Origin of the sequence: Nostoc sp. PA-18-2419 (assembly GCF_005869855.1) — a bacterium.
Classification (GTDB): domain Bacteria; phylum Cyanobacteriota; class Cyanobacteriia; order Cyanobacteriales; family Nostocaceae; genus Nostoc.
Genome location: NZ_SZNH01000055.1, coordinates 1 through 26,654, shown reverse-complemented (window position 1 = coordinate 26,654; position 26,654 = coordinate 1). Strand labels below are relative to the sequence as shown.

The window sequence follows — 26,654 nt, the reverse complement described above, 5'->3', positions numbered from 1 at the left end:
CTCTTCATCCATCAATGCATCAACTACTGAATTTAGCCAACATCGGGAGTGGGAAACGGGCATGACATGGAAAAGTTCACTGAATAACTTGAGACTAATTGTTCAGCCTTATATCTTCTACCATTTGCTGTTACCTTGGTTAGATGTATTCAACATTCATGGGATGAGACGCTGTTTCCTTAAGTTAATTGAATTGATGAATGGTTTTCGAGCTTTTCCCATTCCTTTCTCTATTGCTAGTTAATCTTCTCTCTATTTTTCTTTACCTAAAGTAACAAAAGAGGGTTAATACCAATTCTATGTGATGGTGCATAGAACTGTAGAATAGAGAGCGGGAAAGACTTAAATCAGAAGCAAACAATGGCACGCCCTTTCAATCTAGAAATCTCGATAGCTTAGTGGATAGCGGCAATACCACCGCACATTTAGTAGGATGATTTCGGGCAGAAAGTGTCCCCACTTAAACAAGGACTGGGCAGCCATTTAGATTGCAGTCAAAGAAAATTAAAACCCTTTTACTCTATCATTTTTGTGACAGAACCCCCATATGAGATATTATTTTATCTCTAGGTGATAAGTAGGTATGCGTGGATATTTATCTTTAAGACAAGGCAGCTATGAAGGTAAAAGACTTTTAGGCGTTTTAGTTTTCTTTACATAGTTATGTTTATTTTTACTTACCTACTTAGTTACTTCAGTTCCGCTGAATTTATATTTGTAATTATTTATGCTTCCTCGCCAAGAAATTACGGATATGTTTTCAACATTCGTGCAGTTGGAAAGAGACAGATTCAGCAAATGGTTAACCGATCCCAAACTATATAGAAATATCCAAAATCACTTGCAGCGTTCGTCATCAGCACTCAAATCAGAAAACTTTTGGGCGCTATACTGGCACAAACAATGGCGCTCTGGGTTGAACAACCTTGCCAGAATGCATTTGTTAGCTTATTTACAAGAACCATGTTATTGGGCTGCTTCAAAAACAGTTGCTAAATTTACTCTTAGCCAATACACTCTAGCAGATTACTTTCAAATGGCGCTTGCAGAAGTTGAAACAATTCTTAAAGACTTCAACCCAGAAAAATCTTCTAGCTTAAAAGCTTACACCATCATGGCAATGCCCAGTCGGCTGAGAGATATTTTACGTCAACGCAAAGAAGCTGATATTTGCACCAATTGGGCATTGTTACGCAAAGTGAGCAAAAAGTTGCTTAGTGAAGCTGTTAGTGAAGCTGGATTATCACAAAGCGCAGTTGCTCAATATTGTTTAGCTTGGACTTGTTTCAAAGAATTGTACACCCAAAACCAACCGGGAAGTACCAGTCAGTTACCAGAACCGAATCGCCAACTTTGGGAAGCTATTGCCAACCTCTACAACCACCAACGCCAAAGCCAAATTACTCAACCTACTCTCGCACGCAACGCCCAGACAATTGAACAGTGGTTAATGCAAACAGCTCTCTATGTGCGTGCTTATCTATTTCCATCTGTGAAATCTCTAAATGCTTTCAAGCAAAATGATGACACGACGATAACATTTGATTTGCCAGACCCATCTCCTGACTCACCAATGGCTGATATGATAGCCGAAGAAGATGTCCAAAATCGACAAAACCAAATATCTCAGATGTCTGGTGTATTGTTAGAAGCTTTACAGAGCCTAGATGTACAATCCCAAGAAGTACTTAAGCTTTACTATGAACAGGGATTGACTCAGCAGCAGATCGTGCAACAGTTACAGATGAGTCAGCCTACAGTGTCTCGCAGACTGGTTAAAGGTAGAGAATCAATACTTGCAGCACTCCTTAAGTGGAGCCAAGATTTGAATATTTCTGTGAATTCCAACCAAATTAAAGATATGAGTCTTGCTTTAGAAGAATTATTGAGAAACCAGTATGGTGGTACAACATAAAACCATAGTTTAAGGTAGTAAAAATGACTTGTGCATTTGCAGATCCAAGAGAATGGTTGTTAGAAATATCACCAACAATTCAGATGCAATCCTGGCAGCAAAGCCAGGTTTATGCTCAACCTAGTAGTCGCTGGTGCGCTTACATAAATCAAATTTGTCTCAATGCTTTCTTGGATTGGATTTCAACGGAAGATTTTCCAAGAGCAAGTGTTTGGTACAGTTTTCCTGGTACTCCAGCGTTTTGGGAATTTGTCAATGGTACAGCAATTTTGTTAGAGGGGAGGCGAGTCGTGTTGATCCCCAGTGAAGCAATTGATGATAGCGAGTTAGAAATCTCTCAGGAATGGGTAGATATTCCTAGTTGGGCAGCAGACTACTATTTAGCAGTGCAAGTCAAACCGGATGGCGAGTGGATACGAATTTGGGGTTACACAACCCATAAAGAACTAAAATCTCTGGCTCAATATGACTCAGTGGATAGGACTTATTGTATAGATGCACGGCATTTAACAAGAGACCTCAATGCTTTCTCTTTGAGCTACCAATTTTGCAGAGGAGAAGAGCTAAAAGCGGCTATAGCTCCATTACTACAATTATCTATCGAGCAAGCAGAAAATCTTGTCCAACGGTTAGGCAATGCCTCTTTTCGTTTCTCTAGATTGGCAGTACCATTTATGACTTGGGGATCGCTACTAGAAAATGAGCAGTGGCGGCAGCGCTTGTACCAACAACGGCAGCAGCCACAATCTTCCCAAGTGCAAGTGAATCTGAGTCGTTGGCTAGAAGGTATATACGATAATACTTGGGAAGCAATAGAAATATTTTCGCTTTTCAATTCCAACAGTATAGCTTTTAATTTTAGGAGTAGCTTTGGATTAAATGCTGGTAGTATCAAACGAGCCAAGCTGATTGACTTGGGAATGGAAATAGAGTCTCAAAAAGTGGTGCTGTTAGTTGCCTTCATATTAGAGGATAGCCAACAAATTAGTATTCGCGTGCAACTACATCCTGCCAATGGAGAATATCTACCTGTTAATATCAAGTTAGCTTTGCTTTTAGAGTCAGAGGAAATCATTCAGGAAGTGCAAGCAAGAGAACAAGATAACTACATACAATTGAAACGTTTTGATGGAGAAGTAGGAGAACGTTTTAGCATCCAAATTACTTTTGATAATCACCAGGTAATAGAAAATTTTGTTATTTAATCGTTAGTCATTAGTCATTAGATCAGGGTGAACGCATCCAAATTATACTTATTTGCCACTGAGGTTAAGAATCAACAAAAAAATCAGCATTTATCACTTGATTTATTTTCTAAACCTCGATGCAATCGCTAAAATCTTTATCAAGAAGCAGGGATTAATGAGATTCTTTTGAAATTTATTGAGAATATAACAGTTTTATTGACATGATGCAGCCGCCCTGGTCATTAGATAAGCACAAACAATATAGACGCCCAGAGGGTGGCTTCCCGAAGGGTAGGACAAAATGACAAATAAACAACAAATGAGTAAGCTAGTTATCTTCAGCTTATTGGGAGGAGACTTAAATCAAGGATTTCCTATTGTCATGGCTCAACTTTGGCACAATAAGCAATTATTTAAAATAACAGGGAGTTTACCAGCAATACCAGAACTTTCCGAACTCTACAAAAGATGGAAATTACTCTATGAAGCTATCCATCAGCGTTTAGGTAGCAATCAACGTATAAAAGTACATTTACAAGATATTACCAATATTTCTGTGAATGATTTTGATGAAGTATGTCATCAGTTACAAACACATATCAACACTTGGTTAAAATCTGAATCCTTCCAAAATATTGAACGGCAGTTAAGAACTCTACTCAGTCGAGATGATGAAATTCGAGTTATTTTTGAGACAAATCTAGCTTTACTACATCGGTTACCTTGGCATCTGTGGGATTTTTTTGAGGATTACCCGAAAGCAGAATTAGCTTTAAGCAATCATGAGTATGCATCTCCTCAAGTTGTGCAAAAATGTACCACACTTCAAGTCAAGATTCTAGCAATTCTCGGTAATAGTTTTGGTATTGATATTGATAAAGACCGTTCTTGGTTGCAAGGTTTAACTGATACTCAAACTACGTTTCTTGTCGAACCTACACGAAAAGAACTTGATGAGCAATTGTGGAATCAGAATTGGGATATTCTATTTTTTGCCGGACACAGTGCTAGTATTGCAGATGGAGAGATAGGGAAAATTTACATTAATCAAAGCGAAAGTCTAACAATTTCCCAATTTAAAAATGCACTGAAGACAGCAATTACACGCGGTTTAAAACTAGCAATTTTCAACTCCTGTGATGGCATTGGTTTGGCACGAAATTTGGCTGATTTGAACATTCCCCAAATGATTGTGATGCGGGAAGAGGTGTCAGATTTAGTCGCACAGGAGTTTTTGAAAAACTTTCTTGTCGCTTTTACTCTTAATAAACCATTTTATCTGGCTGTGCGAGAAGCGCGGGAAAGACTTCAGGGGTTAGAGAATAATTTCCCTTGTGCTAGTTGGTTGCCAGTCATCTGCCAAAATCCCACAACTGTTCCGATAACTTGGCAAGAACTGCACAGTCGTTGTGGTGACACCGAGACTCGCAGCAGAATTTCAATCGCCAAGACTAAAAGCACAATTGCGACTCGAAAGCGCAAACTTTGGACTGTACTGCTGAGTACTGCTATTGTGACTCTTTCAACGATTAGTCTGAGATACTTAGGGGTTTTTGAGAACGTTGAACTGCAAACTTTTGACCAAATCTTCGTCCTGCGACCAAAGGAAGATTTAGATCCAAGATTGCTCGTTGTTGAAGTTACTGAAAAAGATATTCAATCCCGACAAGAGACGACTATAGGAGTGAAATCTATTTCCGATAATACGTTAGCTCAATTACTCCACAAATTACAAAAGTATCAACCGCGAGTCATTGGACTGGATATTTATAGAGATTTTGCTGACCCTCCAAATGAATCAAAGCCGATACAACTCGCTACTGAACTGAGCAAAGAAAATGTGGTAATTGTCTGTAAAGGCAGAGATCGTAAATACGACCCTGAAGGTGTTAAACCACCTCTTGAAGTTCCTGTAGAACGTCAGGGTTTTACTGATGCAATTCAAGACTCAGATGGTATCGTTCGTCGCCAAATTATGATGATGGCACAAGAGCCTGCGTCTGCTTGTACAACGCCTTACTCTCTCTCGTTGCAATTAGCTGCTCGTTATTTATCTGACGAAAATATTCAACCCAATTTGAGTGAAGATTATATACAGTTTGGTTCTAAAGTATTTGAACGCTTAAAGCCTGGTCGGAGTGGTGGCTATCAACAAAAAGTTGATTTAGGCGGATTTCAAATACTTGTTAATTACCGTAATGCAGATTACCAAAGAGTTTCTTTGTCAGATGTATTGAGCGATAAAGTTAACTTTGATTCGCTCAAAGATCGGGTAGTTCTCATCGGAGTGACAGCTAACAGTATCAGCGATACTTGGTCAACTCCCTACTCTGCTGCACAGCAACCTTACCAGGAAATACCAGGCATATTTATCCAAGCGCAAATGGTCAGCCAAATTGTGAGTGCAGTTTTAGACAAACGTCTAATTCTTGGGGTTTTACCTTTCTGGGGGGATATTCTCTGGATATGGGGATGGTCGAGCGTGTCTGGTCTAATTGTTTGGTGCGTGCGTCATTCGCTACTTAATCAGGGATGCGCCATGTTTGTGACAGTTATCATTTTATATGGAGTTTGTGCGATCGCTCTTTGGGCAGCTCCTTTTGGAAGCATCGCTGTTTTAAAACAAGGGTTATGGTTGCCATTTATTCCTTCTGCCTTTGCTGTGGTTGCAAGCGGTGTCGTTGTAGTGTTGATTCAACGCCGTCAACATAATTCGTAATTCGTAATGCAATTAGTGTTGGCTCTGAACGCACCACTAAATTATAGACCGCTAAATTTTTCATTTAGCATTGCTACCCTGTATTGCTTGGGTTGAGGGCTGCTTGAGTGCGATCGCGTTTAGCAATTGCCCCGAAAACAGCTTGTTTTAGCCGCTCATTTGTTTTTTCTTGGGCTTTATAAGTGGCTTTTTGCGCCTGTACAGCTTGTTGTTGCTGTTTCACAGCCAGCTGGACTTCTTCTAGTTGGTCGCGGGATAATGCCCCTTGTTTAGCTACACTTTCATATCGGTTCTCCTTTGACGTTGCTGCTCCTAAAGCCGCCTCAGTTGCGTGGAAATTAGCTAATGCTGATTGTAACTGTGCTTGCCCTGAATATAATTCTTCTTGGGCCATTTTCACATTGGCTGATGCTTCTTGAAGTTCAGTAATAGTGGTAATTTTTTTGTCTTGATAATCACGATCGCGTCCCTGCAATTCAGCTTTAGCGGAGGCGATAGTCCGATTGGTGTGATCGCTTCGACTCAAATTTGACTATCGATTGCATTTATTTCGGGAACGGTTTGAATTAGTTGTAACCTAGCTTGTTGAATATTAGTTTGCAGCTGGTTTTTTTTGGTTTGCAATCGAGACTCATCAATAGTAGCAATTATGTCTCCTTTTCGCAGTCTTTGATTTCCTTTGACGTAAATCTGCATTACCTGTCCTTCTATCGCCGCCTGCACAATTGGCAATTCACCCCCAGGACGGATAACCGCTTGCCCTTTGACCGTAACTTTATATTTAGCGATCGCAGCCACAGGAACAGATAACGCCAAGGCAAACACAATAAATAGTCCGCCAAATGTAATCCATCGACTAATTGGTGGGAGAAACTCGTTGTCTTGAACTAAGGGTAAAAAAGTTGATTTACTCTTGCCTTACACATTTGGTCAATAATCCCTGCCACTATCCCACAGTGGTCAATACTTGTACTCTTATTTCTGATACTGTTGGTGTCATGAATAAAAAATACCATCAATCTCCTCGCTTACCTGCGGAATGTGGGTTATAAAGTCCCGCTAAGCATCCGGCAGGGGAAGGAGCGAACTGGCAAAAAGCGCTGCTTGGGTGCGATCGCGTAAACCTAACCTACTCAAAATACTGGTAACATGATTTTTTACAGTTCTTTCTGAGATGTAAAGTGCCTGTGCAATTTCACGATTGCTCGCTCCAGAAGCAATTAACCGCAATACCTCCCACTCCCTAGGCGACAGATGCGCTAATTCAGGAGGAATGGCTGGCTTAACGGGAGCAGCGGTGCTTTGGTGTGGAAGTGCTTTTTCAAACAGTCCGGGTCCAAGATAAGTGTAACCTTGGTAAACTGCCCGAATAGCCATCGCTAAGTCCTCTGACGGAGTATCTTTGACTAAGTACCCCTTTGCCCCAAAGCGCATTGCCTGCGAAACATATTCATCGTCATCAAAGGTGGTCAAAATCAGAACCTGTGTTTCCGGAAAGCGTTGGCAAATTCGCTGGGTCGCTGCGACACCATCCATCACGGGCATTCGCACATCCAGCAACACCACATCCGGTTGTAGCGGTGTTCCCTGTAGGGACTCAAGCAGATCCAGTGCCAGTTGACCATTTTCGGCATCTCCAATCACCTGTAAGTCTGGCTTAGACTCCAGCAAGCTCTTGAGTCCTTGGCGAATGATAATTTGGTCGTCTACTAGCAACAAGCGAATCATGGCAGAAATTTTACAAGTGGAATATCAACAGTGACACGGCAACCCTTTCCTATTTCACTTGCTAGCTTGAAATGACCTCCCAGAGCTATCGTTCTTTCTTGCATTCCCTGAAGTCCAAAACCCGTTGTGTTTTGTTCTGGGTTGAAGCCTCTACCATTATCAGAAATCAGCAGATGTAAGTGTCTATGTATCGTTTGCAACTGAAGACTAACTTGTATTGCATCACTGTGTTTGCAGATATTCGTTAAGGCTTCTTGAACAATGCGATAGACAGCAGTCATAACTTCAGCCGTCAGCGGATAAGTCAGGCTGATGTTGCTGTCTAGGGTGATGTTCGTCCTTTTGTAAAAGTCCTGAATCAGGATAGCAAGGGCTGATTCTAAAGTTCTACCTTGCAATGAATCAGAACGCAGCCTAGAGACTGATTGACGAATCTCTTTGAGAGCTGTTGCTGCCAATTGCTTGGCTTCGGTCAAAAATGCTTCGGTTTTATCTGGGTTGGAGTGACAAAATAACAACGCATTTTCTAACTGAATACTTTGAGCCGTCATTGCATGACCCAAGGAATCATGAATTTCGCGGGCAATTCGGTTACGCTCCTGTAAAGTCGCCTGGTCTTCTGTCCGTAGGGCATATTGGCGTAACTGGTCGTGGGCGAGTGTCAGTTTTTGCCGACTTCGGCGTTCTGCTACTAATGCATTGACCAGCGTTAAAACGAACACCAACACCAATCCAAATAAAAATGCCGTGTTGATACTACTAATAATAAACCAAATCCTGATTTGGTTGAGCGTTGCAGGTTCGGGTTGTGTCAGTTCCAGTTGAATCGCTGGAATATCTTTTACCGAAATTACCAGTGATAGCAAGAAAGAGATAAAGACCAACCCAGTAGCTAACACTCGTCCCGTTGGTTTAAAAATTAGGCAACTGCGGATGACGACAATTAGATAAGGAGACACAAAAGATATATGCCAGCTTCCCAAGGCATTTACGAGCCAAATTAGTCCTAGTTCCAGTGCAGTGTAAAGCCATTTGCTCATGGTTGTGCCTTGTGGCAACCGCAACCCCATTAACCCGAAACCTACAATGCAAAATATATTTAGCAGCCAAGAGTACGGCAGCAGTTTTGGTGTATTAGAAGACTCTCCCAGCAGCGTTTCTAGGTAGGGAATATTTTCCCACGGTAGCTCACCCAGAACTGTAATTATCAACAAAATCCATTCCAAGTAGAGCAGTAAACGAAAAGGATGGGTTTTAAGTTGCAGAAGACGGTTCACGGTGTTGGCGGCTTCACAAAAGGTTCTCACCTGATACTGTACGCGATGGAAGTTTCTCTTTACCAGAGTCTTTGGTCGCGATTTACTCTAAGAGTATAGTACCAAGGTTCTATTAGTTGTAGTACTTTGGTCACAAGAGCTTTTGGGAACTTAGATCCATGTGGTGAACACAGGCAAGCTCCTACGATTGAGGCATTGAACTAAACTGGTTCGCTTCTCAATTCTCTTAAATAAAATATACTAATGCAAATTTTACCGTTGAGTCGGGTGAAGAAGCTAAATCTCTGGATACCCGCAATCATGCTCATCGGAGCTTTAGGAACCATCACAACTTTAGTTTACCTGAAGACCGAAGATACTTCCTCTCAGCAAGACCTAATTAACCAGACTGTATTGGTACAAACCAAAAATTGGGTGGTGCAAATCCAAGCCAGTGGGCTGGTGCAGGCTGTGCGAAAAATTAACCTAAGTCCTGAAGATTCTGGACGCATTGCCAAACTATATGTGATTGAGGGCGATCGCGTTACCAAAGGACAAATCATTGCCCGTATGAGTGAGGAGAAAGTCCAAGCGCAGGTCAATCAGTATCTAGCATCACTGGAAAAAGCTGTGGCTGACTTAGAACTAAAGCGCTCTGGAACTCGTCTTGAAGAAATTGCTGAGGCAAAAGCCAGAGTTGCTACAGCTTCAGCAACCGTAGCAGCAGCCCAAGCAAGGCTAAACCGTGCAACAGAAGAACTCAAACGCAATTCCAAGCTAGCTCAAGAAGGTGCAATCTCCCGGAACGCCTTTGAAGAGTTTATTGCTAAACAATGGGAAGCTAAGGCAAATTTGGAAGCAGAGCTAGCGCGACTCAAAGAACAGGGAGAGAATTTGAAAAAAGCCTACAACGGACTGCGCCCTGAAGAAATTGCTCAAGCAGAAGCCGAAGTGGCTCAGGCAAAAGCTCAACTTGCTTTTTATCAAAGCCAATTCAACAATACGGTTATTCGTGCGCCTTTTGCAGGCATTATCACCCGCCGCTTTGCTCAAGAGGGAGATTTCGTCACACCTACCACATCAGCCTCTTCCAATGAAGGTGCCACATCCACTTCCATTGCTGAACTCTCCAGTGGCTTAGAGATTGAAGCCAAAATTCCTGAAGCCAGCATATCTAAAATGAATCCAGGTCAGACTGTAAATATTCAAGCAGACACTTATTCTAACGAAACTTTTAAGGGACAGGTTAGCCTAATTGCACCTAGGGCTGTGCAAGAAAACAATATTACCTCCTTTCGAGTGAAAGTGGCACTCTCTACCGGGCAGGCAAAGCTTAAGTCAGGGATGAATGTGAGACTCATGTTCCTGGGTAAGCCAATTAAGAATGCTCTAGTTATTCCCCTGGCTGCGGTTGTGACTCAGCCTAATGGTCAAACAGGGGTGTATGTTGCTGATGAAAAAACTAAAACACGCTTCCAACCAATTAAGGTGAGCGCAGCCAGTGGTGACCAAGTTCAAGTGTTAGAAGGTCTGAAAAAGGGCGATCGCGTGTTTATATCTCCCCCAAGCAACGAGAAAATTGAGGGCGTAGATACTGTTGGATTTTAGTTTCAATCCGTATAAACCAAAACCATGAACGTACTTGAATGTACAAATATGGCAGTTAAAACGCTGACTGCCAACAAACTCCGTAGTACACTCACCATGCTCGGTATTATAATTGGCAATGCCTCCGTGATTGCGATGGTTGCAATCGGGCAAGGCGCACAGCAGTTTACTCAGCAAAAGCTGGAATCCATTGGACCAAATCAACTCTCTGTCTTTCCTGGTGGTGAAGATACGCAGGGATTGAATACCGAAGTTGCACAATTGGTTTTGGCAGATGCTGAGGCAATAGCAAAGCTTGCACCCGCCGTCCGAGAAGTCGCACCGCAGATTAGTACCAACTTGCAATTATCCCATCAGGAACGCATCAGTAAAGTAAACGTGACAGGCACAACATCGGGAATTCTTTATGTGCGAAACCTCCGCGTTCGCCAGGGGCGCTTTTTTGACTCCATTGAGCTACAGCAAAATACCCAAGTTACGATTTTGGGATCAGCAGTTGCACGCAAACTATTTAGTAGCGAAAATCCTCTTGGTCAATCAGTGCAGATGAATAACTTGAGTTTTCAAGTTATTGGCGTAATGCAAGCCAAAGGCGCTTTTATTGGTACTAATCCTGATGAGATAGCCTACGTCCCCATTACTACTATGGCAGTTCAGCTAGCAGGAAAGCGATCGCCATTAGGTATTCCCATCGACTACTTAGAACTTTCTGCCAAGGACAAAGCTAGCGTCCGAGCAGCAGCTTTCCAAACCACCAATATTTTAACGCGCAGGCATGGCAAGAAAAACTTTATAGTTTCCGCGAACAAGTCAGTTCAAGACTTGGTGAGTCAGGTGACAGGAGCTTTGAGTTTAGTCTTGGCATCAATAGCGGGTATTTCCCTACTGGTTGGTGGTATTGGCATCATGAACATCATGTTGGTGTCTGTAACAGAACGTACACAGGAAATTGGACTACGGAAGGCAATTGGAGCAACTCAACAGGCAATCCTCACCCAGTTCTTGATTGAGGCAATTATCCTCTCAATAGCTGGAGGCTTAATTGGCACAGGCATTGGCGTCAGTGGTGCACTCGTTATTGGTATCCTCACCCCTTTGAAACCGACAGTACCTGTGGGGGCAATTATCTTAGCAGCAGGCGTTTCCGGCAGCATTGGTTTAATCTTCGGTGTTGCACCGGCGCGACAAGCAGCTCGACTTGATCCTATCGCTGCGTTGAGAGGTGCATAACTATGAGCATTCACTTAGAAAACATCACAAAAGTTTATGGTTCTGGAGAAACCACAGTTCATGCTCTTGCTGGTGTCAACTTGACTGTAGAAGCAGGAGAATACTGCACTATTATGGGAGCTTCTGGCTCGGGTAAGTCTACGATGATGAACGTCATTGGCTGCTTAGATCGCCCCTCTTCTGGAAGCTACTATTTAGATGGGATGAATGTTGCCCATCTCAATGACAAAGATTTGGCTCACATCCGTAACCAAAAACTGGGTTTTGTGTTTCAGCAGTTTCACCTGTTGCCCCAGTTGACTGCTGTGGAGAATGTGATGCTGCCGATGGTATACGCCAGCATTCCCCAAGAGGAGCGACGAGATTGGGCAACTGAGGCGTTGATGCGAGTGGGACTGGAAAAACGCTTGCACAATAAACCCAATCAGCTATCGGGTGGACAGCAGCAACGAGTGGCGATGTCTAACGACAAGCCGCTAAGAGCGTCTACGCCCGTGCTATTGTCAATCGCCCTGTTCTCCTGCTAGCAGACGAACCCACTGGCGCATTAGACTCTTATACCACTCGATAAATCCTCAATATCTTCAGTGAGTTAAAGGCTAGTGGTATGACGGTAGTTGTGGTCACTCATGAGCCAGAGGTTGCCCGCTGTACCCATCGCGTCATCTGGTTCAAAGATGGGTTGGTTGTTCATCCCTATCTTGCTCCAGAGGATTTAGGACGTATAGCTGCGGCTTGAATAACTATCGTCAAACTCACGTTATTATTCAACTACCTTGCAATGAGTGGCAGAAATGGCGTAATTAGTGACAGCTTACAGCGCCGTCCAACTATATCTAGTTAATTTTTGCAGACTGCTCATAATCAGTTGCGAAACTACTCATAAAAACAAATAAATATCCTATTCTACCGCAAGATTTTCCATTGAGGTTCAGTTGCTTAACTCTTACATTAATAGTGTGGTTGATAAATTCAACTACAAACAAACACAAATCTTTTGAAGGACAAAGACATGACTAAGAAACAATACTCGAAGCCCCAATTAATTGCAATAGGTAACGCGATTGAAATGACACTCCGGCTTAATCATGGCCACCGTCGGGACCGTCCAAACGCTCTTTTCTATTGGCGCTAAACTTTAGTTAAATACCATCAATTTAATTTGTTGGGAACATMCAAAATGCATAAAAATACATTTTGATCGATTTGCAAACTTGATATGCTCCCTAATTTGTGTTCTTTTGACTAGACTAGAATTTGTCAGTGTCTAGTTAGGGCGTGGTGAAAAGCCATGTAAGAAAGAGAATAGGCAAGCAATGCTTGCCTATTCTCTTTTACAAACAAACGTAAATCTTTTGGAGGTTAAGTCCATGACTATCAAACAATACTCGAAGCCCCAATTAATTGCAATAGGTGACGCGATTAAAATGACACTCCATGGCAACGGACGCTTCCGTCGGGACAATCCACCCCGCCTTTTCTATTGGCGCTAAACTTTAGTTAAGTACCACCAACTTAATCTGTTGGGAACATCCAAAATGCATAAAAATACATTTTGATCAATTTGCAAACTTGAKATGCTCCCTAATTTGTGTTCTTTTGACTAGACTAGAATTTGTCAGTGTCTAGTTAGGGCGTGGTGAAAAGCCATGTAAGAAAGAAAATAGGCAAGCAATGCTTGCCTATTTTCTTTTTTCTTTCTAATTGATTGATAGTTCAACGTTAGGGAAATAGTTCAGAGAGCATCTCACTTTTACAACTACCTTGCAATGAGTGGCAGAAATGGCGTAATTAGTGACAGCTTACAGCACCGTCCAACTATATCTAATTAATTTTTGCAGACTGCTCATAATCAGTTGCAAAACTACTCATCAAAACAAAGAAATATCCTATTCTACCGCAAGATTTTCCATTGAAATTGAGTTTGTAATCTCTTAAATTAAAAGTGTGGTTGATAAATTCAACTACAAACAAACACAAATCTTTTGAAGGACAAAGACATGACTAAGAAACAATACTCTAAGCCCCAATTAATTGCAATAGGTGACGCGATTGAAATGACACTCCGGCTTAATCATGGCCACCGTCGGGACCGTCCAAACGCTCTTTTCTATTGGAAGTAACTAGACTAGAATTTGTCAGTGTCTAGTTAGGGCGTGGTGAAAAGCCATGTCAGAAAAAAATAGGCAAGCATTGCTTGCCTATTTTCTTTACTTCAGGCAATTGAAAACTGCTATCAACAAAAAACAGAAACTTTTGGAGGTTAAGTCCATGACTAGCAAACAATACTCTAAGCCCCAATTAATTGCAATAGGTGACGCGATTGAAATGACACTCAGTACCGGCCGAGGCCACCGTCGGGACCGTCCAAACAATCTTTTCTATTGGAGGTGACTAGACTAGAATTTGTCAGTGTCTAGTTAGGGCGTGGTGAAAAGCCATGTCAGAAAAAAATAGGCAAGCATTGCTTGCCTATTTTCTTTTTTCTTTCTAATTGATTGATAGTTCAACGTTAGGGAAATAGTTCAGAGAGCATCTCACTTTTACAAATATAGCAGTAGCCAAGCTGATTAGGACGAAGATTGTTGGCTTATCCTTTCCGATAGCTTTTCCCAAATGTCCTAAGATTCCTGTCCACTGCTATATATATACCTGGCGATTAAAAATCGCGGCTACACAAGGGTAGCTGGTTGACTGACAAAAGTTCATTGCCCTCACTCTAAATCCCTCTCCCAGAACGGGAGAGGGACTTTGAGAGTCTTCAGGTTTTCCGGCTCCTCTTCGCCCCTTGTGGGAGAAGGGGTTGGGGGATGAGGGTTTAAAGATTTGTCAGTCAATCAGGCGATCGCACTATCAACTGCTTTTGACCGCGCCCTTATTAGACTGCAAACAACCTTCTAAAATCCTTTTCAAAATAATCTACTTCACAGAAAGGTTTCCCATCAATTTCCACCCAAGCATGGGCACGAAATGGGTCAGCTGCTACTCCCACACACCAGGTTGCCGATAAACGTTTGGTTAGAGCGAAAAGTACAAACGCCAATGATAATTCTAAGCAAGCTACTCTTCCTGAAAAGAAAAAACTGGATTTGCGTACTGCTGCCCAGGCAATATTCGCCTCATCAATGCCTATTTCACGAGAGCAGAAACGCTTAAATACGTGGAGGATTTTACCAATCCTTGCCAGAGAAAAAAGACGTAAAGCTACATAGGCAATTAATACAGTAAATAGACCTTTCAACCGATCTGCCCAACTTAAGCTTACATTAATTGGATTTATTGCTGTTTCGACATCCATGCCATTTCTTCCTATTTACTAATAATCATTCAGAGTCGAATTTTGAGTATTGATTCAGATTTATACCCTACTTTATTACTGGCTCAAGTAGTCCAACTTTAGCAAGAGAAAAAACAAGATCTTGCACATCTCTTCTAATAATATCTGGAGAATCTTGATATAATTCCAACATCTTTTGAAGCGCATCTTCACAAGAACCTGTTTGTGTTAAAAGCTTCCAGAAATCTGCGGCAGTATCATTTAGAGCATGATAAACATTTTTTCTTAAATCTAGTAATACAGCACTATCCTGAAAAAATGTTATAGTTACATATGATGGAACGCGAAATTCTTCCATTTGATTTTTCTCCTTTTGCTACTATAAACTTGAGGTAGTTGTATATGTCACTCATCTCAGCACCAAAAACTATGAGAGATTCCAAGTGCAAGCTTGTAGATGTTTAGCATCTTTAATTTTTATTTGCCTTCGCTAGAATATTGTCTGCAACTTGCCATCTGGTGGTCTATTTGCCAAGGTGGTATATTCCCAGAAACTGTTACTAGTTTCCATCACGCTTCTTAGCCAGAGTTCCGTTGCCATCGTCTGAGTAAAAGCCGAAAAACCATTATTAACAATTCCCATATTAAACTGCTCGATCGCAGCGCGAAATTCTCTAATATCTATCAAACCCCTGTCAGCCAAGAGGGAAGTCTGGAATAATTCGTTGATCGTAGCCAAATTTTGTCGGAGACCAACAAAATCATTAGCTGTGTATTCACCCTTTGTAGTTCGTGTAAAAACACTTTTCGGCAAATCGTGCTGAAGCGCTGTAGAGAGGAGTGGTTTGAATTTAAATGGAGTTGTCCGTTCCTCTACTCTTGCAGAAAGACAAGCATCAATCACCAACGAATCAAGATAGGGAAACTCTATATTAACATCATTAATGTCAGCTATTTGCTGTAGAGTTTTATTGTGGAATCCGTTCAATTGGATCACAGATATAGATTGATGTTGCCCAGGAGAGTCGGCAAAAGGTGCTGCTACTGTTACCCAACTCTGTAACTCTGCCTCAACTAAGTCTACTAAGTTTTTCGTACACCAACTAACAACATCTGGCGCAGGATCCCAGCCTATGCTCTCGATTGTACACGGCAGGTTTGTAAGCAACTGGGACGGTAACTGTCCAGCCATAAGGTTTTTAACTTGTTGAAGTAACCCTTGACGATATGAAGTCAAACTTAGTTTTATAACACTTTTTATTAAAGGTATTGGGGAGGAACGTTCGAGTCGAGAACGCCCATAAATGTGCTGGAAAAGTTTTCCTATCTGTGCATTTCTTAATAGGTCTACCAAATACGTATGAGCAGCTGAAAGAACCGCATCTCCGCCCTCTCCATTCATATGAAGTAGGGAGCCTTTCGACCTGATAATTTCCAGCTCGTAACTAATTATGCCGAGACTAAGGATAGTTGGTGTTGGTGTATCTATTAGAGGAATTGACTCCAAGTTACTGTAGTCTCCGGGCAACTCGTAATTTTCAATCATCACAGGTACAATATTTGGGTAAAGACTAGCTGCATGTTGCGCGCATTTCACATCTTCAGATGCAGTGTTTGAGTCAGGTTTAATGGTGATTGTATGTAACTTTTGACCTCGCTTTTCTAAACTCTTAGCTGCTATTAAAGCCAAGCTAGTTGAATCAAATCCACCGCTCATGTCACTAGTTACATTACCGTACAAGCGCACTCTACCCTCGACAGCAGTTAGTAGCTGTTCGCGCAACTGTTCAGCAGCCTCAGATAAGCTTTTGTATTTCTGGGGTTCATGCCAATATTGCTTACACATTGGCTTACCAGAAGATATTTGTAAATAGTGACCAGGGGGAATAGCTTGGACGTTGCAAAATGGAGAGCGCCTCTCTGGTAAGCTTGGTGTCGGAACCCACGTTAAGCTAGTAGCAAGGTACACCAAATCGACTTCTGCCTTTGTCAATTGCTGTAGGGCGACCCCCAAAGAGGAGTAAACAATAAAAGAATCATATTTGGCATAAAACACAGATTTAAGACCAGCAGCGTCTACAAAGACATAAGTATCAGCCTCTTCTTGCACAATTAGGTTATAGCTACCAGGCAATCTCATCAGTCGGCTGTAGTCGTGATTCCTGATAGCGTTCTGGAACAACTCAACTAAAGTCTCATAAGGTGCTAAGCAAGTACCAACTATAGCCAGCCGCACAGGACCTTCAGCAATTGTAATAATTTGCTGTTTGCCCCAATTTCCGCATACCCAAAAAGGATTCGCTCCCTGCCAAAGCATTTCTCCATTAAGTGGTTTAGGAAGGGTTGCTAGAGAATTATCAATTGCTGATGAGAAGCCACAAAACCAACGTTTCATAATTTTTTATGCTGTTACTAATGGAATGAATTAATCGTGTTACACAAGATTTTCTCAAGAGGTCAAAAGTTCTTGCTAAACAAAAGTGATATCTACAATTGAAGTCATTAATTACACTATTAATTTAAAGGGTACAAAACTCAGTTTCAATGGAAAATATCTCGATCAAATGGGATATTCTTTCGGCTTTGCTGAGTGCCGAACGGTTCCGTCAAGTTATTTGAACACCATATTGCTCAGCTTGCATGTTCCAAAGCGTGGCATACTCTCCTCCTCGTCGCAAAAGTTCCTGGTGGGTGCCCTCTTCAATCAGCCGCCCACCCTTCAAAACCAAAATGCGGTCAGCCATACGTACTGAAGCCAGTCGGTGGGTGATTAAAAGCGTAGTCTTACCTTGAGCTAGTTCAACAAAGCGGCGGTAGACCTCATATTCGCTACGCGGATCAAGGGCAGCTGTCGGCTCATCAAGGATAAGTAGCTGGGCTTGTTCCCGCATGAAAGCGCGGGCGATCGCTAATTTTTGCCACTCTCCTCCAGACAGTTCTGTACCGCCAAATTGCTTACCTAGAGGAGTAAGTTCTGCTTGGGGAAACTTTTCGACCAGTTCTTCTATACCAGCTTTTTGAATTGCCCGCCGGAAGCGTTCTGAGTCATCCAGTGCGGCAATGTCTCCCAAAGCAATGTTCTCTCCCAACGTGAGTGCATAGCGGCTAAAGTCTTGAAACACTACAGCAATATTTTGCCGCCATGCATCCAAGTCTAATTCCCTCAAGTCCACACCATCGACCAGAATACCTCCCTCTGTAGGGTCATATAACCGCGTCAGCAGTTTTACTAGCGTCGTCTTGCCTGCACCATTTTCCCCTACCAAAGCTACGGTTTCACCAGGTTCCAGAGTAAAGGAAACATCTACCAAAGCAGACCGATTGTCTGGATAGCAAAAGTGTACCCTGTCAAAAATGATGCCCGAACGAATGGGAGCAGGCACTGGTTTGCCAGGAATGCATACAGGCATTATTGGTTGACTTTCAAGGAAACCAAAAAACTGTTGCATATAGAGCAGAGTTTCAAAGGTAGTTAAGGAGACAGCAATACATTGTTCGAGATTCTGTTGTAGGTAAGCCAGTGATTGCACGAAAAGAAGTACGCTTCCTGGGCTAATTTCCCCTCTAAAAGCCTGCTGCACCACCCAATAAAAGGCAAAGCCATTCCCTAAAGCACTCATCACAGACAAACGCGCCGCCCAAAAAGCTTGTTTCCCCCGCAAGTGGCGCATAGTTTGATGCAAAGACTGAAATTCTTTGACATATCGGCTAATAAACAAGGAACCAAGTTTAAATAACCGCACTTCCTTAGCGTAGGTATCAGTAAGCATGACAGACGAGCAGTACTGCATCCGCCGAGCTTCTGGACTTTTCTCATACACGGCTCCCCAAATGATCATTTCATACTGAAAAGAAACATAAATTTGGGGTAGGGTTGTAATAATAATTACAAATGGAATCCAAAACCCAAGTGGGAATAGTAGTACTACCATAGTTACCAAAGTGAACAAACTGCTGCCTCCTTGAGTCAAGTTTCCAATGAAATTCATTGGCTGGTAGCTTATTTGTTCTTGAAGAATCCGTAGCTCGTCATAAAACTTTTGGTCTTCAAAACGATTCAGGTCGGGAAAAGTGTCAGCTTTACGCATCAAAAGCAAGTTAATGTGAGCCGTTAGCTTTTCGCCCAAATTTCCCTGAATTGCTGACATCCAAGGTCGCAGGAGAACCTCTAGCAGTAAAGCCCCAACCCATGCTGCTACTAGGCTAGCGAGGAGTACAGAGCTAATTTCTTTCTCTTGGTTTAAAGCTGTTGCGACTGTATCTACTACTTGTTTGGTAATCCAGACGCTGATTGCGGGGACAGTTCCCTGCAACAACACACCAACGACCATAAAGATTGTTTCTCTTGATGCTGCTGTCCACAAAAATGGTAGAGAACGGCAGAAAGTTTTTATGTAGCTACGTACAACGTCCAGCACTTCTTTAAACATAGAGTTGTTGCGAAATAACCGAATGTATATGCAACGGGAACAACCTAACTAGTTACAGAACAAGACAACTATGGACTATCGATTAGTTCAACAAATTTATATGCTCTAAAGCATTAAGTTTAAGTGCCTCCATACCCCATTTCAATGGAAAATTTTGCTGTAAAGTAGGATATTTATTCTTTTACTCAGGATTGACGCGACTTCTTTGCTAAGCACTCGTTTTATCCCTGATGGAGACCAAATTATTAGTAAAACATATATGACACGTGTGGAAAATGAAAACACACGATTGCGTCATTATCTTGCACGCCTTCACCGAAAAACCTTATGCTATTCTAAGTTCGAACAAATGCTGAAGTACTCAATTAAACTATTACTTTACTATTAAAATATCAAATTATACCTACATAAATGAAATCATCCTTTTATTCAGCAACACCCATCTCTGGATTCAAAGAGTTTTATTAGTGGGATAGGTTCAAGCCAATGGTGGTATTTCCTTGATTATCCTGAAGTTCTTCACAATAACAATCAGGCCGAACGCTCACTTCGTTTGGCTGTGACAAAACGCAAAGTTAGTGGTGGTTTCCATTCAATGGAGCTGTTTTGTCATACTGCTAATTTGTTGACGGTAGTGCGAACTTGTCACCGTCAAAGTAGGTCTGTGATTCATTTTTTACACAAGCTCTACTGGCTGACTCGAATAATTATCTGTCTCGCCCTTCTTTACTTCCGCAATATTAGACCTGAATCCTTACGATTATACTTTGTAGTAACAAAAAAGGGATAAAAATCAGAAGGCTCAACTAAAAACTTCTGATTTTCCACAGTGAATAAACTCATTTCACAGCTACCAATTAAGAATCAGAAGGCTCAACTAAAAACTTCTGATTTTCCACAGTGAATAAATTCATCTCACAGTTACCAATTAAGAATCAGAGGACAGGGTACCTGTACCAAGGCAAACGCATCTTGATTTTTTTGTCAACATTCTTAGCATTTTAAGGAGTTAATCATGAGCCTCGAAGCTAACTCAACACAAACAAGACTGACTCCTGCACAGGAGGCTTTACAAGCGCTTTGGGAAGAACACATGGCAAGCGAGTTTGTCAAGCATGATGCTGAAGCAGCCATTGCCACAATGGTTCCCGATGCCTACGTAAACGATATTCCGGTGATGACTGGAGGCGTTGGATTAGACGAGGTGCGCGAGTTTTATGCCAAGCATTTCATTCCGAAGACGCCACCCGACACAGAAATCATCCCTGTCTCCCGCACGATCGACACCGAGCAGCTAGTAGACGAATTTGTGTTTAAGTTCACCCACACGGTTTGGATGGATTGGATGTTACCGGGTGTAGCCCCAACAGGTAAGCAGGTTGAAGTTCCATTTGTTGCGATCGTGCGGTTTAGAGACAAAAAGGTGGCACACGAACACATTTATTGGGATCAAGCGTCTGTGCTAGTTCAACTGGGCCTGATTGATGCAGCTGCCTTACCCGTTGTGGGTGCTGCCAGTGCCGAGAAGCTGCTCAATCCTAATTTACCATCCAATGCATTGATTCGTCGTCACGCCCATCAGAACTAGTTCCCCACCATAACTGTGACTGAGCAACAAAACTAGCGCAATCAGCAAATAAGTACACTCTCTTTAGGAGTTCTCAACAACAACAGGAGAAAATGATGAATATAGACTTGCCACGGATTGCGATCGAGCCGATGACGAAAGTCAACGTTGTTATGCACGAAGGCTACTTTTCAGATCCATACCCTATTCACTTCGCACCCAAGATACAGGACTCTGTGCCTCTAACATTTTCAGGGACGACTCAGAATCTACTGAGCAGCTCAGGAGCAATCCGCCCAGAGTGTTTTCAGAAGAGGAAGATTGAGGTAGCGAAAGACCTTCTACAGCAGCAAGCGCATGAGGCAAATACAAAAATCGCATCCATTGCGGCTATCCATCCTTATCAGAACCGACGCGGTGAATGGGATATGGTTCTAGCGTTGAAAGTGGAGTCTCAAGCGGCTAACACGGACGCCAATGCCAAGCAGGATCAGTCTTGGACTGTGATTGCACATGCTATGCCGACCGATAACTCGCTGCCTGTCCCGACTACGTGGAAAGCTGACAAGCTGCTGGTCGGATCGTTCACGACAAATCAAGATGCCAACTACAACGGTAAGTATTTCGAGGATGACGGCAAACTGTATCTGATTTATAGCAAACGGCTTTCCCCGCCGACGAAACCAGCTCGTGACGGCATCGTAGCCCAGTTGATGCAGTCACCCACCGAACTCGCGAACAAACCGCCTGTCACGCTACTGATGCCTAACATGGGTGCTAATTCGCTGAATTCAGAGCTGTACTTTGAGAATGGAGCAGACTTCAAGCTTGTGGAAACTGGCAATATTATAAAGATCAATGGTAAGTACGCTATGGCATACTCGACCGGTGCCTATAACAAAACAAACTACAAGCTAGGGATTGCCTGGTCTGACACGTTTGTGCCTCGATCTGGCTCCTTTTACCGGAAAGTACTCGCACCCGATCCTTCTGGCGTCTGGGGCAACACAAAACCTGAAGTCAAATACCTTCTCCAGTCGCAAAAACCTAATTGGCCTAATTATGTTGCTGAACAGGTGATTGCGCCTGGAGTTCCTTCCATTGTTGAAGACAAAAATGACATGGCACACAGACAGGGCGGACAGGGCACTTGGCACCTTTACTTTGCTGGATATGCGCCTGACGATCACCCTGTCAAAGCCAATGGAAATTTCCAAGGGAATCACAGACGACCCTATTACACGACGATTAAGGTAGCTGTGCCAGACAATATCACAGTTGATGCTGCATCAGATTCCGAATTAGCTAAGTGGGTCACCCTTGTTACTAGATAAGCGGTGGTGTCGTAAATTATCAGTAATGTCACAACAACTCCCCTAAGACTTCATTCCACAGATCCCGCCAGACACCGAGATGATTCCAATCTCGCGGATGATCGCAAGGCATCAGCTTGTCGATGAAATGGTATTTAAGTTCACGCATACCCTCCAACTCCTAGCAATTAAGTTCCTGTGAATTTACAAAGAGGAAAATTAAGTTATGAATTCTATTGAAACTATAGAAGGGATGAATTTGATTAAAGGTTACTGGGATAAAACGTACTCTCCGAGTCACCCTTTTGACCACTCAACATTAGGCATTGCTTTTAGTGGATGGGCTAAACCAGATCAGGCTTTATCAGATAGTGCCAAAATCAAAAATAGGTTGGTGGGTCATAAATACATTTCCTTAGGTGGAGGAGATTCTGATGGTAATGGTTCCTTCACCCAGGAAATTCTTCATTCCATTATCACTCACATTAAAAATGGCAAATTCTCCGATTATAGGGGTATTGCTTTTGACATCGAACAGGGCGAAGCTCACCTAACCTCACATTTTGAACACGCTTTTGCTGCTGCCAAAAATAAAAATTTAAAAGTTTTGGTTACGACTAGCCACTCAGCCCCTTACAGAATTCCTGATGCACACACGATGATGAAAACCTTCTTTACGAACGAGAATATAGACTATCTTTCTCCACAACTATACACCTCTGGAACGGAGACTGAAAACGACTTCCAAACAAGCCAGGGAGTATCTTGGGAGGATTACGCACACATTAAACCTGCTATAGTTCCTAGCATTGTACAAGCTCATATGTACCACGATGCAAAAAATCGATTCTCCAGACATGGAGTAAACACAAGGGGGTTTATTCAATGGGCAAACTAAAGTTAAGTAAAGGCATCCTTAAGCGGAAATTTTCAGGCGTAAGGCACTAAGGAAACGCCTGACAATAAGGGACATCGTCGAAATATTCTTAGCCTCAATTATCGTGAAATTAGCATTGGGTATGCATTCAAGGATGCGCCTCAGGACGAATAGTACTAAGCACTGATGTGAAACCTCGTCTGGGCAGGCTGTTGGGGGTAGCGCAACAGGTGTAATGTTAATCAACATTCATCTCTAACAGATGAAACAGAGGTTATTTCTTCATTCCCTACACCTGATACCGAACACCCCATAACCAGTAATATCAATGATTTCTGCTTATCTCAGTGTCATAACGTCTCAGGAAAAATACGCCCTATACTGAGGATTTTAGTACACCTTGGTAAGTGTATTTTCAATTCAAAATATTCTACAAAACTCAAATTTCCAGGAAGAACATAATGAAATTTTCATTTACCAACAATACGAATCACAAATTTCCTTCAGAGAAATTCACTTTGTAATTACTGGTTTAAATGAATCGAACCAAACTTGTCACCTTAATCAAAACGGTCACTTAGTTCCATGTGATGTTAGGGATAATAATGAACAAGATCATCTAACTAAAAATGGGCAAAATTATTCTAATTATTTACACACTCTTAAAGAGGTTTCTGAAATAAAAGTTCCGCATATTCGTTCAGGTAGGGTTTATATTAGTCTCGGTTCACCGATATACTTAAAAATCACTGACAATAACACTATTGTTCAACCGAATACGGCTAATCCATCTGACCCCAATGTAGACGTTTACTTTGATTGGATAGAGTTTACCTTTGATGATGCAGGCTTCCACGGTAATACTACTCAAGTAGACCAATTTGGATTTCCAATAGTGATGAAATCAAGTGGTCCTAATGGTTCAAAAAAAGTTGGTATAACTGAATCAAGGAGTGCTTTATTCGATAAATATGCTAGTAATGTCCCAGCCCCATTTAAATCTTTGGTTCAGAAACCCTACAGAATAGTATCGCCATTTAAAGGAGATTTTGATAAAGGTGGTAGTCAGGCAAAATACTTCGATGATTACATTCACGATGTCTGGCAGCATTACAAGACAAATAAACTTGAACTGAAAATACCACAGGGAACATTTATCGGAAAAGTAGAAGATAACGTTTTCATTTTTACCAAAGCAGATTCACTTAATGGAAAGTATAAAATACACTATCCAAAATCTTGGGAAGTCTTTCAATGTGATGGAAACTTTGCCGAAGGTGATGAAATTCAAAAGGCAATTCAAGCTCAAGTTAGCGCCATGTTTAACAGGCACATAGTCAAGAATCCAGCAAATAAGTGTAAGCCCTCGGAATTCTATAAAGATGCTCCAGCTAATTTCTATGCTGAATTCTGGCATCATCATAGCATAGATAACAAAGCTTATGGATTCCCATTTGATGATGTGTGCGAGCAAAGCACTCTAATTGAACATCCAAATCCTCAAGAATTAGAGGTAATTATAAATTGGGATTAAGATATCTAGTTTCTGTTTAATCAGGTGGAAGTCTTTATGCCATAACCAACTTCAATGTCGGTAATCACAGTGATATAACGAGTTTAAATGTAGCTTAGGCTGTATTTAAACTGAGAACAACAATTAATTTTTATTAAACTTTTAGGAAATGTAGGCTATGAAAATTAAAGCAATTTTAGCAGCACACAATAAGTACAGAACCAAAGTAGATGTTCCACCACTGGAATGGTCAGAAAATTTAGCAGCAAGCGCTCAAAAGTGGGCAAATCATTTGGCGGCAATAGGAAAATTAGAACATGGTAGCGCTGGAGAAAACTTAGCAAGTGGTACAGTAGGCGCCTATTCTGTAACTCAGCTAATAGATTTGTGGGGTCATGAAAAGAAGCATTTCAAAAATGGTATTTTTCCCGATGTTTCTACTACTGGACGTTGGGAGGATGTGGGTCATTATACTCAAGTTGTTTGGAGAAAAACAAGAAAAGTTGGATGTGGTTTAGCAAGCGGACATGGCAACGATTTCCTTGTTTGTCACTACAATCCGGCAGGCAATTTTCTCGGGGAAAAAGTTTTTTAGTCTTGTAAATTAAGAGGTAGTTTGATGAAAACATCCAGTTTTAGAACAAAGTTCTTTGTTCTAATAATGCTCGGTGTTTTGGTAGTCAATGTGCTAATATCAGCAACACAAAAAGCTTTGGCCCAGACAAGTAAACCCAATATCGTTTTCGTTCTAGTGGATGACATGGACACTTACACAATCAACAGAGATCCAGTTCCCAACCTTTGTCGATATGGCTGGAGTTAAACCACCCGGTTTTGTTGATGGACGCTCGTTTTTACCTTTGTTAAAGGGTACGACACTAGAACTCCCTAAGTGGCGCTCTGCATTTTTGATAGAACACAAAGAAGATCGCAAACGGCAACTTGCACTTGAGAATCAGACAGAGCGTTTTCAGAATCAGTTAGAACTTCGGGATAACAAAGAGTGCCCGGATCGCGTAGAGTTTCCAAATCAGTCGGAGCTTAAGGAACAGTCAGAGCTTGAGGATCAGTTAGAGCTTGAGGATCTATCAGAGTTTAAATCGCTCCAAAAAAAAGGTCAGATACCGAATTTCTCTAATTACGAGGCTATCCGGACACAAGATTATACCTATGTGGAATATAAAAATGGCGCGAAGGAACTGTACAACATCAAAAAAGACCCATATCAGCTGAACAATCTGGCTTCTACAGCCGATCCAACTCTACTCAAACAGCTTGCCGAGCGACTGAGTAAACTGCATGATTTGTAAAGCCGATTCGTGTCGAGCAATTGAGGAGGAGCCATTCACTCCTTAGGCGGGTTCTGCTGGGATACATAATGCGTATGCCGATACTCACAGAGCTTTGCTCATCAAGTTGCTTTGAACTTCACTCCCCATCCAAGACTCCGCCCAATTTTTTTAATTGAAGGTACTATTATGTCTCAATTTCTCGGTGTTGCCTTTGAACCTTACGTTGGTCACTGGAGAGGAACACCTCCAAATGCTACAACCCCGCAGTGGAACTCTTACAGCCAGCAAGAGATTGTGGATATGCTGGAGGTGATTGCATCCAAGTTTACCAAAATCAGCACCTACAGTATGGGATATGCCGTGTATCACCCACCGACAACGCTCTGGAATCAAGTCGATTCTAACTGTCATGTTGCAGTTGCTGCTGCTGATTTACAGCAGTTTTCAAATGAATAGACCACAGTGGGCAAACCAACCCCAAGCATCATCAGAGGAAATTTGCTGATTCACAATCTGAGTTAAAAGTTGATTTAGTGCCTCATGTGTTGTAACTTTTGCTGCTCGCAAACAGTGCTTCAGTTTTGACCAGCATAATTCAATTGGAGATAAGTCAGGTGAGTAAGGAGGTAAAAAGACAAGACGTGCGCCAACTGCTTCAATTGAGTCTTGAATCACCGCAGCAGTATGTACTGATAAATTATCCATCACCACAATTGCTCCAATCCATAACTCCAATCCATAA

The 26,654-nt window shown here is 41.9% G+C and carries 21 protein-coding genes and 5 pseudogenes; 16 read left to right on the top strand and 10 right to left on the bottom strand.

Annotated elements, in window-relative coordinates; all coding sequences use genetic code 11:
- A pseudogene (locus tag FCR06_RS29800) lies at positions 1–244 on the top strand (IS701 family transposase); the annotation flags it as partial.
- A 140-nt stretch (positions 245–384) separates the two neighbouring features.
- Here the strand turns inward: FCR06_RS29800 and FCR06_RS29795 are convergent.
- Positions 385–483, bottom strand: a pseudogene (locus FCR06_RS29795) (IS6 family transposase); the annotation flags it as partial.
- Positions 484–727: 244 nt separating this feature from the next.
- Here FCR06_RS29795 and FCR06_RS29790 point away from each other — a divergent pair.
- The 3 genes from FCR06_RS29790 (at position 728) to FCR06_RS29780 (ending at position 5,821) form a co-directional block, all read left to right on the top strand.
- Positions 728–1,915, top strand: a complete 1,188-nt coding sequence (locus tag FCR06_RS29790) for a sigma-70 family RNA polymerase sigma factor (RefSeq protein WP_138506239.1) — start codon at positions 728–730, stop codon at positions 1,913–1,915.
- A gap of 23 nt (positions 1,916–1,938) precedes the next feature.
- Positions 1,939–3,120: a DUF1822 family protein gene (locus tag FCR06_RS29785; protein WP_138506237.1), complete on the top strand. Its 1,182-nt coding sequence runs from the start codon at positions 1,939–1,941 to the stop codon at positions 3,118–3,120.
- A 283-nt stretch (positions 3,121–3,403) separates the two neighbouring features.
- Positions 3,404–5,821: a CHASE2 domain-containing protein gene (locus FCR06_RS29780; RefSeq protein WP_223280354.1), complete on the top strand. Its 2,418-nt coding sequence runs from the start codon at positions 3,404–3,406 to the stop codon at positions 5,819–5,821.
- 73 nt (positions 5,822–5,894) lie between these two features.
- Here the strand turns inward: FCR06_RS29780 and FCR06_RS34000 are convergent, their stop codons facing one another.
- The 4 genes from FCR06_RS34000 to FCR06_RS29765 all read right to left on the bottom strand — a co-directional run bounded on the left by FCR06_RS34000 (position 5,895) and on the right by FCR06_RS29765 (position 8,856).
- On the bottom strand, positions 5,895–6,347 hold the full coding sequence (locus FCR06_RS34000) for a hypothetical protein (RefSeq protein ID WP_223280353.1): 453 nt from the start codon (positions 6,345–6,347) through the stop codon (positions 5,895–5,897).
- Positions 6,344–6,637: a biotin/lipoyl-binding protein gene (locus FCR06_RS33995; protein WP_223280352.1), complete on the bottom strand. Its 294-nt coding sequence runs from the start codon at positions 6,635–6,637 to the stop codon at positions 6,344–6,346. Before FCR06_RS33995 ends, FCR06_RS34000 begins: the two co-directional genes overlap by 4 nt.
- A gap of 243 nt (positions 6,638–6,880) precedes the next feature.
- A complete protein-coding gene (locus FCR06_RS29770; protein ID WP_138506235.1) occupies positions 6,881–7,549 on the bottom strand; it encodes a response regulator transcription factor in 669 nt (222 codons plus the stop codon).
- A complete protein-coding gene (locus tag FCR06_RS29765) occupies positions 7,546–8,856 on the bottom strand; it encodes a sensor histidine kinase (RefSeq protein WP_223280351.1) in 1,311 nt (436 codons plus the stop codon). The genes FCR06_RS29770 and FCR06_RS29765 overlap by 4 nt, the downstream gene beginning before the upstream one ends.
- 213 nt (positions 8,857–9,069) lie before the next feature.
- On the opposite strand from FCR06_RS29765, the gene FCR06_RS29760 reads away from it, so the two are divergent.
- The 3 genes and pseudogenes from FCR06_RS29760 to FCR06_RS29750 all read left to right on the top strand — a co-directional run bounded on the left by FCR06_RS29760 (position 9,070) and on the right by FCR06_RS29750 (position 12,382).
- A complete protein-coding gene (locus tag FCR06_RS29760; RefSeq protein WP_138506233.1) occupies positions 9,070–10,413 on the top strand; it encodes an efflux RND transporter periplasmic adaptor subunit in 1,344 nt (447 codons plus the stop codon).
- 24 nt (positions 10,414–10,437) lie between these two features.
- Positions 10,438–11,643, top strand: a complete 1,206-nt coding sequence (locus tag FCR06_RS29755) for an ABC transporter permease (RefSeq protein WP_138506231.1) — start codon at positions 10,438–10,440, stop codon at positions 11,641–11,643.
- Positions 11,644–11,645: 2 nt separating this feature from the next.
- Positions 11,646–12,382: pseudogene (locus FCR06_RS29750) on the top strand (ABC transporter ATP-binding protein).
- A 2,139-nt stretch (positions 12,383–14,521) separates the two neighbouring features.
- Here the strand turns inward: FCR06_RS29750 and FCR06_RS29745 are convergent.
- The 4 genes from FCR06_RS29745 to FCR06_RS29730 all read right to left on the bottom strand — a co-directional run bounded on the left by FCR06_RS29745 (position 14,522) and on the right by FCR06_RS29730 (position 19,350).
- Entirely contained in the window at positions 14,522–14,941 is a 420-nt protein-coding gene (locus FCR06_RS29745) for a lasso peptide biosynthesis B2 protein (RefSeq protein WP_138506229.1), read from the bottom strand.
- Positions 14,942–15,008: 67 nt separating this feature from the next.
- Entirely contained in the window at positions 15,009–15,278 is a 270-nt protein-coding gene (locus tag FCR06_RS29740) for a PqqD family protein (protein ID WP_138506227.1), read from the bottom strand.
- A 132-nt stretch (positions 15,279–15,410) separates the two neighbouring features.
- Positions 15,411–17,315: an albusnodin/ikarugamycin family macrolactam cyclase gene (locus FCR06_RS29735; protein WP_138506225.1), complete on the bottom strand. Its 1,905-nt coding sequence runs from the start codon at positions 17,313–17,315 to the stop codon at positions 15,411–15,413.
- Between the two features lie 211 nt (positions 17,316–17,526).
- Positions 17,527–19,350, bottom strand: coding sequence for an ABC transporter ATP-binding protein (locus tag FCR06_RS29730; RefSeq protein ID WP_138506223.1), 1,824 nt, complete (start codon positions 19,348–19,350; stop codon positions 17,527–17,529).
- A 220-nt stretch (positions 19,351–19,570) separates the two neighbouring features.
- Here FCR06_RS29730 and FCR06_RS29725 point away from each other — a divergent pair.
- From FCR06_RS29725 to FCR06_RS29685, 9 genes and pseudogenes are all read left to right on the top strand, one after another.
- Positions 19,571–19,761 (top strand): annotated as a pseudogene (locus tag FCR06_RS29725) (IS1 family transposase); the annotation flags it as partial.
- Positions 19,762–19,828: 67 nt separating this feature from the next.
- Positions 19,829–20,094: pseudogene (locus FCR06_RS29720) on the top strand (IS66 family transposase); the annotation flags it as partial.
- Between the two features lie 271 nt (positions 20,095–20,365).
- Positions 20,366–20,938 (top strand): ester cyclase, encoded by a 573-nt coding sequence (locus FCR06_RS29715; protein WP_138506220.1) that lies wholly within the window; start codon positions 20,366–20,368, stop codon positions 20,936–20,938.
- A 92-nt stretch (positions 20,939–21,030) separates the two neighbouring features.
- Complete coding sequence (locus FCR06_RS29710; RefSeq protein ID WP_138506218.1) at positions 21,031–22,251, top strand: hypothetical protein; 1,221 nt, start codon at positions 21,031–21,033, stop codon at positions 22,249–22,251.
- A 205-nt stretch (positions 22,252–22,456) separates the two neighbouring features.
- Positions 22,457–23,128, top strand: coding sequence for a hypothetical protein (locus tag FCR06_RS29705; protein ID WP_138506216.1), 672 nt, complete (start codon positions 22,457–22,459; stop codon positions 23,126–23,128).
- 379 nt (positions 23,129–23,507) lie between these two features.
- Entirely contained in the window at positions 23,508–24,641 is a 1,134-nt protein-coding gene (locus FCR06_RS29700; protein ID WP_138506214.1) for a glycoside hydrolase family 64 protein, read from the top strand.
- A gap of 157 nt (positions 24,642–24,798) precedes the next feature.
- The gene (locus FCR06_RS29695; protein ID WP_138506212.1) at positions 24,799–25,215 is read left to right on the top strand and encodes a CAP family protein; all 417 of its coding nucleotides are present in this window, start codon (positions 24,799–24,801) and stop codon (positions 25,213–25,215) included.
- 160 nt (positions 25,216–25,375) lie between these two features.
- Positions 25,376–25,930, top strand: coding sequence for a hypothetical protein (locus FCR06_RS29690; RefSeq protein ID WP_138506211.1), 555 nt, complete (start codon positions 25,376–25,378; stop codon positions 25,928–25,930).
- Positions 25,931–26,098: 168 nt separating this feature from the next.
- Positions 26,099–26,368: a hypothetical protein gene (locus tag FCR06_RS29685; protein WP_138506208.1), complete on the top strand. Its 270-nt coding sequence runs from the start codon at positions 26,099–26,101 to the stop codon at positions 26,366–26,368.
- On the opposite strand, the gene FCR06_RS34930 is transcribed toward FCR06_RS29685, so the two are convergent.
- Positions 26,357–26,654, bottom strand: a 298-nt coding sequence (locus FCR06_RS34930; RefSeq protein ID WP_138504606.1) for a transposase, incomplete at its 5' end; no start/stop codon positions are given. The two genes, FCR06_RS29685 and FCR06_RS34930, sit on opposite strands and share 12 nt — an antisense overlap.